Raw genomic sequence first — 12,697 nt, 5'->3', positions numbered from 1 at the left:
ATACAATTGGTATAAAAACGGCGCTGAGTAGCGCCGTTTTTGTGAGAGTTAACTCTAGTTGCTAGCACTTACCATTGGTAAGTTGCAGTTAATGCGATGTTTCGGCGACTGCCATAAGAGCATGAGGTCGCGCCACATGAAGCGATAACCTTTTTGTCAGTTAGGTTACGTACGTTCAGTGCAAAGCGCCATTGTGCCAGATCGTAACTTGCCATGGCATCAAACAGGGTGTAACCCTCAACGGTTTTAGGTGCTTTTTCACCAGTACCTTTGTTACTTCCTGTGTAACGTGCACCTAAACCTACAGTGAAGTTGTCGGTAAGTTGATAGTCACTCCAGATATTAAACTGATGCTTTGAAACGGCTTTATCCTGTTTGCCCACTTCGTCAGCAAGTCTTGGATCTAGACCACTTTCAGTGACATCCGCTTTTGGAATATAAGCGTAAGAAGCGGTTAAGTTCATTTTTTCAGTTGGTTGCACAAAGGCATCAAACTCTAAACCGCGCACAACGACGGCACCGGTTTGTTTGTAGCCAGCAGGTTCGGTTGTCCATACCCACTGAGTGAAGTCACTACGTTCAATCTCAAATACCGCTGCACTATAGCTTGAAGTTGAGTCCTTTGGTTGATAGCGCACACCGGTTTCGTATTGTTTACCTGTTTCAGGTGAGAAAGGGCGAGCGGTAGCAGGGTCAACATTGGTCGTCGGTGCAAAAGATTCAGAGTAGCTAAAATAAGGAGCTAAGCCGTTATCAGCTAAATAAACAACACCTGCGCGAGCACTAAATTCTCTGTCTGTACGCACTGATGTCGGGTCTACTTGGCCTTCTAGCGTCTCATTTTTTAGTTTTGCTTCATCCCAACGACCAGCCAAAGAAACGATGATCTTCTCATTAATTTTGATTTGGTCTTGGATATAAATACCAAACTGCTCTAGCTTGGAAATACCCTTGATGTTAGGTTCAGGCTGGATCACACTTGAGCCGTAAGTCGGGTTAAATATATCAAGATCAGCTAACACACCGCCGTAGCGCGCTCTCACTTCAATCTCAGTATCTTGATAATCGGCACCAATGAGTAAGGTATGCTCTACGTTACCGTGTGAAAATTGACCGATCAAATGCGTGTCGATAGTGGTGCCGCTGACTTCCTCTTTACTTGATAGTGGAGTACGGGCTAAGTAACGGAAGTTTTCAGGGTCATTTGGGTTATCAGCATTTTTTTGCGCCCATTTACCCCAAATGATGCCATAGTCAACGTCAAATTCCGCATAGCGTGCGTGTTGCTTGATTTGCCAGCTGTCATTGAAATGATACTCGCCTTTATAACCTACTACCCACTGTTCTTGGTTGTAGCGGTTGAAATCAGGCTCACCAATCAATGTTGAAAACGGGATTTGGCCGTTAGGGTTCGGTAAAATAGTACCTGTTGTTGGGTAGGCGTGCCAAGCAGCGCCAGACTCAATGTCGTAATACTGTGAGTAAAAGGTGATTTTCCCTTGGCTACTTGGTTGCCAAGTCATTGATAGGGCTAAGTAGTCGCGATCGTTTTCTAGTGGATCGGTACTCAAATCAGACTTTTTGGTTAAGCCTGTCACGCGATATAAATACTCGCTATCGTCGTCAATTGGACCTGACATATCAACGGCTAGTTGTTTGAGGCTGTTATTGCCAAGCTTGATCTGCAGCTCATTTTGCGAAAATGGCGTTGGCATTTTACTAACTAGGTTAACGACGCCACCTGGGCCATTTTGACCATATAATACTGAAGAGGGGCCTTTAAGAATTTCTATACGCTCCATACCGTAGCTTTCGGTCTGCCATAAACCCCAGTTACCACTGTTACGGATCTGTAGACCATCTTGGTAGAAACCAGGTGCATAAGCATCAAAGCCACGAATGTATAACCAATCGTATTGTGGTAAGTCACCCCAAGGTGCGGTATTTACACCTGCGGTATATGATAATGCTTCTGTCACACGCGTTGCGCCGATGGCTTCAATTTTGTCTGCGGTGACAACATTGATGGTTTGTGGCACCTCAATTATTGCAACATCGATTTTTGAGCCAGTTGCACTGCGGCGTGCATTGTAACCTTCAACCGGACCTGTTGCCGTTTCTTGGTCGGCATCAGCATTGACGGTAACCGCTTTTAGTTTGCTTGGCGAGTTACCTTCAGCATGTGCAGTTGATACCAGTGTTAAACCTAAAATGGCGGCAGCAATGGGTGATAGGGTTAACAATGGGGTTGAGCGTTGTTGTTTCACAAAGACTCCTTATTATTTTTGAGAAGCAGATTTATTTATGAGGTGATTGAGCAGAGCTTTTCTCAATCACCCGTTTTAGTTCGAGGCTAGTCCACTAGCGCCGTGTTATCAGTAACTTGAGGCGTTGATGTTTGTTTTAGTTGTTTAAGTACCTCACCAATTTCTTGGCTACGGACTGCCAAAATTGATAACAAGGTATCGCTCAGTCCATGGGAACTTTCGCATGCGCCTTGCAAGAAAATATTCGGTTTAAAGTCTTCCGTGCTTTGAATGCGGTAGTCGCGTCCTACGGTAAAGTCACCTAAGTATTTCGATAAAGGCGCCAATAGCGTTTTGTGCTGATCACGTACATAGCCTGTTGCTAGCACTACCGCATCGTAGGTACATACTTTAGTGTCGCCAGTTTTGCGGTTTGTGAGAGTTAAATGAATACCGTTTTCGTCCGCATCAACCGCCGCGACCTCTGTGCTTGAAAGGAAGCGATGACGATAGTGACTGCGTACTTTTTGTTCGTAAAATACACCATAAATTTGTTCGATAAGTGGTAAGTCAGGACAGGCGTAGTTGGTCTGGCGGTATTCTTTTAAGAAGGCTTCGCGCTCGATATCGGATTTAGAGAAAACCTTATCAGTATATTCTGCGTTGAAAATTTCATTTACAAATGGACTGTCGTCCGATGGCTTAATAGAGTTTGCACGAATAACAAAGTCGACTTGGTTATCATCTGCGCGGCCGTGTAAATCCATAAATATTTCGGCGGCACTTTGACCTGCGCCAATTACGGCAATTTTCTTAGCTGTGTTATTTGCTTCAATAGCGACTTTGTAATCATTACTGTGGAATACGCGAGTGTCGCCTGCCAGCTTTCTAAATTGTTTTGGTATATATCCACCGCCACCAATGCTTACGACTAGGTTATCTGTTTCGACGACTTTTTCACTGCCATCAACACCTCTAGAGTGCACTTGTAGTGCAACAACTTGCTCGTTTTCTATAATCGGTTGGACATCAAATACGGTTTCGCCATAGCTGGTTTGATCTTTAAAATGTGAAGCCGCCCAGGCTAAGTAGTCGTTAAATTCATGCCGGCTTGGGAAAAATGTCTGCAGGTTGATAAAGTCTGCTAAGCGGTTTTTTTGGTGCAAATAGTTAATAAACGTAAATTCACTTTTAGGATTACGAATAGTGACCAGATCTTTCAAAAAGGAAATTTGCATGTGGGTGTTTTCGAGCATCATATTTTTATGCCATGAAAACTCTGGCTGACGTTCCATAAACAAGGCATGGTTAGCCCAATCCGTTAGACCTTGCTCGCGAAGTGCGATTGCTAGTGCAATATTAGAAGGTCCGAAGCCAATACCTACTAATGAAAAGCGAGATGTGTTGTTCATACTTAATCCTCACAGTTACGGTCAGCTACTGCTATTGTCCTAGGGCCTGCTGAGCGTCAAGACCGACAGGGCGCTATTAATACCAATTAGTCTTAATACTTGCTCAATTTGAAGGAGCAAACCTGACGCTAACTGCGTTAAGAATTTCTCATTTAGAACAACTAAATAGAAAAACCTTCGCCTTGTTATCGACAAAATTTTCTCGCCTCAAAATAGTTCACTTAATTAAGCAAATTGGTATGACTATCAGAAGCTCAACTAAAATTATGTTTTGGATTAGACGAGTGAGAATTTAATTTATTTAAATATTTATGAAATTAATTCGTATTTAAACTGTCTAACGAGATCCTTCGTCGTTTAGTGCTTAATCTCTGCCCGTTGCACTGTGTTAAAAAAGCTAAGTTCTGTCTATTTATCTATCTTCATAGCGCTATAACAAGGCGACACCCCGCTTAGCGCTATCTTGGTTTTTATTACTTGGTTTGCGTCACAAAGTTCAGTGAGTTAACGCCCGATTGTTGCGCCAGTGCCATAACCTCGACTATTTTTTCATAGGGAACTTTGGCAGCTCCTTGTAATTGGATCGGAGGCTGCGGTGATTGTGCGGCAACTTCCACTAAACGTTGTTGAAGTTGCGCGAGCGTAATGGCTTGCTGTTGCCATTGAATATCACCATTTGCTTGTACTATCAAAGAGACGCTGTCTGGCAATATCTCTGCGCTGGTTTCTTGCAAGGCTGCTTTGGGCAGCTCCACTTCAATAGACTGAGTGATCACAGGCATGGTGATAATAAAAATGATCAGCAATACCAACATCACATCCACAAGTGGTGTCATGTTTATTTCAGCCATGACCTCTTCGTCATCTTCAAACCCCTGACCAAACGCCATTATTTGCCTCCTACGGTCTTAAATACTGGGCGCTTTGCGTTTGCACTTGGTGCAGAGCCCATCAGTAAGAATGCATGTAATTCGTGAGCAAAGTGATTCAGGCGGTTCACGACGCGTTTGTTGCCCCGGGTGAGTGCGTTGTAACCCAATACCGCAGGGATAGCGACGGCAAGGCCAAAAGCGGTCATAATTAATGCTTCACCTACAGGACCTGCCACTTTGTCGATACTTGCTTGGCCACTAACGCCAATGCTGATCAGGGCATGGTAAATACCCCATACCGTGCCAAACAAGCCGATAAAGGGCGCGGTGGCACCAATGGAAGCAAGTATCGCTAAGTTACTCTGTAGTTCCGATTTACTTTCGTCAATAGAAGTCCGTAAGCTGGCTGTTAACCATTCAGCGATAGGTAAATTACCATGCAAATCTTCTTTGTGTTGTTCATGATGTGCCTTGGCATGCATGCCTTCGTTGACCAGTGAACTAAAGGGCGTTGCTTGGCCCGTTGGAGTTTCGAGTAATAAAATACCTGACTGCACATCTTGTGCGTGCCAAAACTGCTTGGAGCCAACAAGTGGCTGTTTTAATTTATAAAGCTTAATGCCTTTGATTAATATGACGCACCAAGTTGCGATTGACATAAACAGCAAACTAAACGCTACTGCTTTAATGACGATATCGCTTTGTGCCCACATGGCGGCGATTCCGTATGGGTTCTCCATGACTGTTCCTTATTTAATTTAATGCAAAATTGACAGGCTGTAGGTACCAATAACCGATCGCTTGTCCGTCTTGAGTTGCCGGTTGGTATTGCCAGTGTTTTACAGTTGCTTTTGCAGACTGATCTAGGCGACCGTGGCCACTCGACTCATGTATTTCTATCTCAGAGACGCTGCCGTCCGCTTCAATATAAATTTTTAATAATACTGTCCCTTGTTCTTTAAATTTACGGGATAATCTTGGGTAAATAGGTGCCGGATTGTTTAATGCATTAGCGTCACTCATGTGCGGCAATACAAGTCCTGGCGGTAAACTCGGATCCTGAGAAGTGGTGGCCGCCTCAGCTGTGTTACTAACATTTTTTTGTTCTGGTTGGACTGGGGAGCTGACTGGAGCATGTTCTAGAACAGGCTCAGGCTCTACAACAGGCTCAGGCTCTACAACAGGCTCAGGCTCTACAACAGGCTCAGGCTCTACTACAGGCTCAGGCTCTACTACAGGCTCAGGCTCTACTACAGGCTCAGGCTCTACTACAGGTTCAGGCTCTACAGCAGGTTCAGGCTCTACAGCAGGCTCAGGCTCTACAGCAGGCTCAGGCTCTACAGCAGGCTCAGGCTCTACAACAGGTTCAGGCTCTACAACAGGTTCAGATTGCTGAACTGTGCTTTCCTTTGTTTGCGCTGGTAAGTTGATAAACTTGCCCTTAATACTTGAGTGCTGAGAAGATATTTCTATTGGCTCAGGTGTTGAGGTAGTTGTCCACGCAAAAGCAATGCCTCCGATATGAATAGCAATAACAAGGAAACATGAACTTAAGGACGCGACGTCAGGGGATTGCAGTCGCAAAGCTTTTGTGTGTGAGGTAGGCACAACTACGTACATCCGTTACTAATTTAAATGCAAATCGTTATTACTTTATTTTGTTTGTTACAAAAATACAAGAACCACATACTCAATTGTATGGGTATTTTGCGCATGAGTTAGGCAAGTTCAGTCATATCGTTTGCGATAAAACAGAATAAATATCGTAGAAAAATCGCTCTGCGATTGAGTATCTTGGCAAGATAAGCGAAAATAGACGATTAACTGATATTCATAGCCTGAGTAGGGCAGAAAACAGTCCTCTGTACTGTACTCAAAATAAGAGAAGATTTTAACCGATGTCAAACGCTTCAATTCCTCAGGAAGTCTCAAAAAGACGGACTTTCGCGATTATTTCGCACCCGGATGCGGGTAAAACCACCATCACCGAAAAAGTACTTTTATTCGGAAAGGCGTTACAAAAAGCCGGTACGGTTAAAGGCCGTGGCTCAAACCAACACGCCAAATCTGACTGGATGGAAATGGAAAAAGAGCGTGGTATCTCGGTAACAACTTCTGTGATGCAGTTTCCATACAATGATGCCTTAGTAAACTTACTAGATACTCCGGGACACGAAGACTTCTCTGAAGATACTTATCGTACGCTCACCGCTGTTGACTCGTGCTTGATGGTAATCGATGCAGCAAAAGGTGTAGAAGACCGTACTCGTAAATTAATGGAAGTAACGCGCTTACGTGACACGCCAATTGTTACCTTTATGAACAAATTGGACCGTGATATTCGTGACCCAATGGAGCTACTTGATGAAGTAGAAACCGAGCTGAACATCATGTGTGCGCCGGTGACTTGGCCAATTGGCTGTGGTAAAGAATTTAAAGGTGTTTATCACATTCACCGTGATGAAACGATTTTGTACCAAACTGGTCAAGGTCATACGATCCAAGACAAACGCGTGATCAAAGGGCTAGATAACAGCGAGCTTGACGCCGCCGTGGGTGAAAGCCTTGCGGAACAACTTCGAGAAGAGCTTGAGTTAGTTATGGGTGCCTCGCACGAGTTTGACCGTGAATTGTTTTTAACTGGCGAATTAACTCCTGTATTCTTTGGTACGGCACTTGGTAACTTCGGTGTTGACCACATGCTTGACGGATTAACCGAGTGGGCGCCAACGCCACTGCCGCGTCAAACTGATGAGCGTGAAGTAAAAGCCGATGAAGAAAAGTTCTCTGGTTTCGTGTTTAAAATCCAAGCAAACATGGATCCAAAACACCGCGACCGTATCGCCTTTATGCGTATTGTATCTGGTAAATATAGCCAGGGCATGAAGATGAACCACGTGCGCCTTGGTAAACAAGTCAGTATCGCAGATGCAGTAACCTTTATGGCGGGTGACCGTGAGCGTGCTCAAGAAGCGTTCGCGGGTGATATTATCGGTCTACATAACCACGGTACTATTCAAATTGGTGATACCTTCACACAAGGTGAAACGCTTAAATTTAGTGGTATTCCAAACTTTGCGCCTGAGCTATTCCGTCGCATTCGCCTAAGAGATCCACTGAAGCAAAAACAGCTCCTTAAAGGGTTGGTACAGCTTTCTGAAGAAGGTGCAGTACAGGTATTTAGACCACTTATCAATAACGACCTGATTGTAGGTGCGGTTGGGGTGCTACAGTTTGATGTGGTTGTGGCACGTTTAAAGTCTGAATACAACGTTGATGCAATTTACGAGAGCGTAACGGTTCAAACCGCGCGTTGGGTAAGCTGTGATGACGAGAAGAAAATGGCAGAGTTCCGCCGCAAGTGCGAGCAAAACTTGGCACTAGATGGTGGTGATAACCTAACTTATATCGCACCAAGCCGCGTAAACCTGAACCTATCGATGGAACGTTACCCTGACGTGAAGTTCCATGAAACTCGTGAACACTAATCGCTGCGCATTAAAGGAAAACAGATGAACATCAAAAGTATTTTAATTGAAAAAGCCAATGCTGCGATGCAAGCGGCTGGTATCCCTGAAGGTACAAACCCTGCGGTAACACAAAGCACGCGTCCACAGTTTGGTGACTATCAAATTAACGGTGCGATGGGGGCTGCTAAAGCACTAAAAACTAACCCAAGAGAGCTTGCGCAGAAGATCATCGATAATCTAGACGTTGCCGAACTTGCTGAAAAAACAGAAATCGCAGGCCCTGGTTTTATTAATATTCACCTCAAGCCTGAGTTTTTAGCCACAAGCCTAGAAGCGGCAAATAATGATGCCAAACTAGGTGTTGCTGAACATGCTACACCTGACAAAGTTGTGGTCGACTTTTCTTCGCCAAACCTTGCTAAAGAGATGCACGTAGGTCACCTGCGCTCAACTATTATTGGTGATGCCGTAGTGCGTGCCCTTGAGTTCCGTGGTGACACTGTTATTCGCCAAAACCATATGGGTGACTGGGGTACCCAGTTTGGTATGTTGATAGCACACCTTGAAGATTTGCTGAATCAAGGTGTTGACCTTGAAAACGTCGCCCTTGCGGATCTTGAAAGCTTTTATCGTGATGCCAAAAAGCGCTTTGACGACGAAGCTGGTTTTGCCGATAAAGCCCGTGATTACGTAGTAAAACTACAAGGCGGTGATGCGCATTGTAAGAAGCTATGGGAAATGTTTATCGACACCTCAGTTAAACATTCTGAAGAAGTATACGGTAAACTAAACGTGACGCTTACGCGTGATGATATCATGGCAGAAAGTGCTTACAACGACCGTCTTACTGGCGTGATTGAGCTGCTAAAAGAGAAAGGCATTGCGGTTGAAGATCAGGGCGCTCAAGTTGTATTTCTTGACGAATTGGCAAATAAAGACGGTGAACCTTCCGTATTTATCGTGCAAAAATCAGGTGGTGGTTTCTTATATTCGACGACTGATTTAGCAGCCTGTGATTACCGCTCAAATGAGCTAGATGTTGATCGTATCCTAATTTTTGTTGATGCGCGTCAGGGCTTACATTTCAACCAAGTTGAGATCACAGCACGTAAAGCGGGTCTTTTAAAAGACAAAACTAGCTACGAGCCAAGCCTGTTCGGTACAATGATGGGTAACGACGGCAAACCGTTTAAAACTCGTACTGGCGGTACGGTGAAGTTATCAGACTTACTTGATGAAGCGGTGAGTCGTGCGACAGAAAAGCTTGCTGATAGAGCCTCTGACCTATCTGATGAAGCACGCCAAGAAATAGCACGTAAAGTGGGTATTGGTGCGGTGAAGTACGCCGATCTGTCAAAACACAGAACCAGTGATTATATCTTTAACTGGGATACGATGCTGAGTTTTGAAGGAGCCACAGCGCCATATTTGCAGTACGCCTATACTCGTGTTCGTAGTATTTTCCGTAAGGCAAACATGGATAGCGCCAGCCTAACTGGTTGCATTCAAATTCAAGCACCGCAGGAAAAGGCACTTGCACTTAAACTGCTGCAACTTGAAGAAGTACTTGATCTGATGATCAGCGAAGCAACGCCACACGTATTATGTAGTTATTTATATGAGCTCGCGAGCTTGTATATGACATTCTATGAAGCGTGCCCAATTTTGAAAGATGATGTAGCAGCAGACGTCCGTGAAAGTCGTCTAGTGTTATGTAATCTGGTTGCTAACTCACTGAAAACCGGCCTAGATTTGCTTGGTATTGAAGTGATGGAGCAAATGTAAGTTCGTTTTAACTTGCATTAAGGTATACTAAAAGCCGCTTTATAGCGGCTTTTTTTGTTAAGGAAATTGTGATGAAACTTGAAGACATTCGCAGAGAATATACCAAAGACGGTTTACGTCGTGAGATGCTAAAAGACACACCCGTTGCGCAGTTTGAAACCTGGTTGCAGCAGGCGATTGATGCCAAGTTTACTGACCCAACTGCGATGGTTGTTGCTACGGTTGACGAGCATGGTCAGCCGTCTCAACGCATTGTTTTACTCAAGCATGTAGACGAGGACGGTTTTGTCTTCTTTACCAATACCGGTTCACGCAAAGCGCAAGAATTAAAGCAAAACAACAAGATATGCTTACACTTTCCATGGCATGAAATTGAGCGTCAGGTTATCGTGTACGGTGAAGCTATTCCGTTACCAACCAGTCGTGTTGCCAAGTATTTCTTATCACGACCAAAAGAAAGTCAGCTTGCAGCGTGGGCGTCTCAGCAATCGCGCCCTGTGTCATCTCGCCAAGCCTTGATGCAAACCTTTAGTAGCATGAAAGACAAGTTCGCTAAAGGCGAAATCCCACTACCTGATTTTTGGGGCGGTTATTGCGTGGAACCGACTAAAGTTGAGTTTTGGCAAGGTGGAGAACACCGTCTTCACGATCGCTTTATGTATGTCAAGCAAGCCGACGGCAGTTGGGAAATTGAGCGGCTCAATCCATAAATTCGCCTTTATAGATAGTCACTGTCACCTCGACTTTAACGAGTTGGCAGATGACTTAGCTACGCATATTAAAGCTGCCCACAGCAATGGTGTTGAACGCTTCGTGGTGCCCGGCGTTACCCTTAAGCAGTCTCTTGAGCTTATTGAGTTTCAAGCACATCATCCTCAATGTGAAATCGCCGCGGGGTTACATCCTTATTTTATTGGCGAACATCGGGACGACGATATGACTGCGTTGGTCGAGCATGTCATACACAATCGTACCCAACTGTGTGCGATAGGAGAGTGCGGCATTGATACAACCTGTGATGCGCTTGAACGGCAAATTGCACTGTTTGAAGCGCATATTGCACTGAGTAATCAAGTAAAGCTTCCGCTAATCGTCCATCACCGTAAAAGTCATCATTTAATTGCCGCTGCGTTTAAACGTGTTAAACCACGGTATGGTGGGGTGATCCACGCCTTTTCAGGTTCAAAACAGCAGGCTGAATATTATATCGGTCAGGGTTTTAAGCTCGGAGTAGGTGGCACAATCACCTACCCAAGAGGCGAGAAAACAGCGCAGGTAATATCACAGTTGCCGCTTGAAAGTCTTGTATTGGAAACCGATGCGCCGTCGATGCCGTTACATGGTTATCAAGGGAAGCCGAACTCTCCCAAGCGAGTCGTCCAAGTATTTGACAGGCTTTGTGAATATCGAAGCGAAACACCAAGCGAGCTTGTCTCAGCGCTCTATCGAAATACCACACAGTTGTTTGGCTTGAGCTAAATTGATGATGTCGAGATAAATCTCGACCTACGAGTCAATATCATAAATGGGATATAAACTCATACCTACCAGCAATAGATAACCCATGTAGGAGCCGGTTCACCCGGCGATCTTTTGGTATTTATTAAAGCTTCTATACATCTCATAGCTTGGAAGAATGATTTATACGTTAGTTGGTTATTCACCTTTTATTAATGTTTAAGAGCTTAATTTAAAACCTTCAATATTTCTCAAGGAATAGAAAAATGAATGATGAAACGAAAGTAAAAAATGCCATTAATGCATTTTATAAAGGTGCAGGTTTAAATTTATCTTTCAAAGGCAGCGTAAACGAAAATGTGGCACAGGTTTTTGGAGAGATGATCCAAGCAACTAAAAGTTGTACGACGGCTCTAAATTGGGTTCCTGAGCCGACAGGAGGCAAGGCAACTATCAAATGGATAGTAAAGAACTTTGCACAAAGCATTGTAAAGCAACTTAGCTCAGAACAATCTCTTACCTGTGCAAAAGAAGTTGTCAGAAATTACAGAACGAAAATGGAATTAGCTGCATTAGGGATTTAGTTATGTTTAAAATAATTTTACTTGCCGCGTTAATGTTCACCTCGAACTTGGTAATTGCGTCACAAAAAGTGAACCCTTTTCCAAGTTTATCTTGTAGTAATAAAGTCCATATCAGAGTTGTCGATATTGTTTATTGTGTAGATAGCACGACACTATCAAAAATTAACTTTTTAGGGCTAAGTAACCAAACTGCGGTTGTAACTAGCCAAGATCAAAATGAGTTGGCAATTGCGTTAAACCCACCGGAAATCTCACTTGGTGATATGCATAAAAAGTTGAATATGAGCGTAAACGAATTTTTTCATGTCCTGTATCATTCAGATCCTAAAGTAAAAAATATTAAAAAGCTTCGCTCGGCTTTTGACATAGACGAAAAAAATCCGATGAGTGTGTACCAAAACGGCGATATTTTTGCTTTTGTCGTTATGGGAGAAAATCAAGACTACGATAGGGTTTACATTAATAAAAAGGGAAGCGATGTTATCTATCAGATAAGTGGCGAGTTTAACCAACCTCAGTTAAACCGTATTCTCTCCTCGCTTATTTTGGATTTGTAGCATAGCTGTTCACCTTATAAAGTGGAAGCCGGTTCACCCGGCGGTTTTTACGCAGTTACCGCGATATAAAACCATACTTACCAGCAATAGAAAAGAAGGTGTAGGAGCCGGTTCACCCGGCGATCTTTACGCAGTTACCCCGATATAAAACCATACCTACCAGCAATAGAAAAACAGGTGTAGGAGCCGGTTCACCCGGCGATCTTTACGCAGTTACCCCGATATAAAACCATACTTACCAGCAATAGAAAAATAGGTGTAGGAGCCGATTCACCCGGCGATCTTTACGCAGTTACCGCGATATAAAACCATA

11 protein-coding genes are annotated in these 12,697 nt (G+C 43.9%); 6 read left to right on the top strand and 5 right to left on the bottom strand.

The genetic code is table 11. The annotated features are described in order from the left end of the window. Nucleotides 1-68: 68 nt before the first annotated feature. The 5 genes from DRB05_RS09480 to DRB05_RS09460 form a co-directional block, all read right to left on the bottom strand. Nucleotides 69-2,267: a TonB-dependent siderophore receptor gene (locus DRB05_RS09480; protein ID WP_128726732.1), complete on the bottom strand. Its 2,199-nt coding sequence runs from the start codon at nucleotides 2,265-2,267 to the stop codon at nucleotides 69-71. An 86-nt stretch (nucleotides 2,268-2,353) separates the two neighbouring features. Next, nucleotides 2,354-3,658 (bottom strand): lysine N(6)-hydroxylase/L-ornithine N(5)-oxygenase family protein, encoded by a 1,305-nt coding sequence (locus DRB05_RS09475; protein ID WP_128726731.1) that lies wholly within the window; start codon nucleotides 3,656-3,658, stop codon nucleotides 2,354-2,356. Nucleotides 3,659-4,131: 473 nt separating this feature from the next. Next, nucleotides 4,132-4,548, bottom strand: a complete 417-nt coding sequence (locus tag DRB05_RS09470) for a biopolymer transporter ExbD (protein WP_128726730.1) — start codon at nucleotides 4,546-4,548, stop codon at nucleotides 4,132-4,134. Beyond that, complete coding sequence (locus DRB05_RS09465; RefSeq protein WP_128726729.1) at nucleotides 4,548-5,270, bottom strand: MotA/TolQ/ExbB proton channel family protein; 723 nt, start codon at nucleotides 5,268-5,270, stop codon at nucleotides 4,548-4,550. Before DRB05_RS09465 ends, DRB05_RS09470 begins: the two co-directional genes overlap by 1 nt. 13 nt (nucleotides 5,271-5,283) lie before the next feature. Beyond that, a complete protein-coding gene (locus DRB05_RS09460; protein WP_161568680.1) occupies nucleotides 5,284-6,138 on the bottom strand; it encodes an energy transducer TonB in 855 nt (284 codons plus the stop codon). A 290-nt stretch (nucleotides 6,139-6,428) separates the two neighbouring features. On the opposite strand from DRB05_RS09460, the gene prfC reads away from it, so the two are divergent. From prfC to DRB05_RS09430, 6 genes are all read left to right on the top strand, one after another. After that, a complete protein-coding gene (gene prfC, locus DRB05_RS09455) occupies nucleotides 6,429-8,018 on the top strand; it encodes a peptide chain release factor 3 (RefSeq protein ID WP_128726727.1) in 1,590 nt (529 codons plus the stop codon). 24 nt (nucleotides 8,019-8,042) lie between these two features. Continuing rightward, the gene (gene argS, locus DRB05_RS09450) at nucleotides 8,043-9,785 is read left to right on the top strand and encodes an arginine--tRNA ligase (RefSeq protein WP_128726726.1); all 1,743 of its coding nucleotides are present in this window, start codon (nucleotides 8,043-8,045) and stop codon (nucleotides 9,783-9,785) included. Between the two features lie 68 nt (nucleotides 9,786-9,853). Further along, complete coding sequence (gene pdxH, locus DRB05_RS09445) at nucleotides 9,854-10,495, top strand: pyridoxamine 5'-phosphate oxidase (RefSeq protein WP_205125730.1); 642 nt, start codon at nucleotides 9,854-9,856, stop codon at nucleotides 10,493-10,495. Further along, nucleotides 10,446-11,264 (top strand): TatD family hydrolase, encoded by an 819-nt coding sequence (locus DRB05_RS09440; protein ID WP_128726724.1) that lies wholly within the window; start codon nucleotides 10,446-10,448, stop codon nucleotides 11,262-11,264. The genes pdxH and DRB05_RS09440 overlap by 50 nt, the downstream gene beginning before the upstream one ends. 245 nt (nucleotides 11,265-11,509) lie before the next feature. Next, the gene (locus DRB05_RS09435) at nucleotides 11,510-11,827 is read left to right on the top strand and encodes a hypothetical protein (protein ID WP_039494494.1); all 318 of its coding nucleotides are present in this window, start codon (nucleotides 11,510-11,512) and stop codon (nucleotides 11,825-11,827) included. A 2-nt stretch (nucleotides 11,828-11,829) separates the two neighbouring features. Beyond that, nucleotides 11,830-12,384, top strand: a complete 555-nt coding sequence (locus tag DRB05_RS09430) for a hypothetical protein (RefSeq protein ID WP_128726723.1) — start codon at nucleotides 11,830-11,832, stop codon at nucleotides 12,382-12,384. Nucleotides 12,385-12,697: the final 313 nt, after the last annotated feature.

Origin of the sequence: Pseudoalteromonas sp. A757 (assembly GCF_004103285.1) — a bacterium.
GTDB lineage: Bacteria > Pseudomonadota > Gammaproteobacteria > Enterobacterales > Alteromonadaceae > Pseudoalteromonas > Pseudoalteromonas galatheae.
This window is presented reverse-complemented; position numbering and strand designations above follow the sequence as displayed.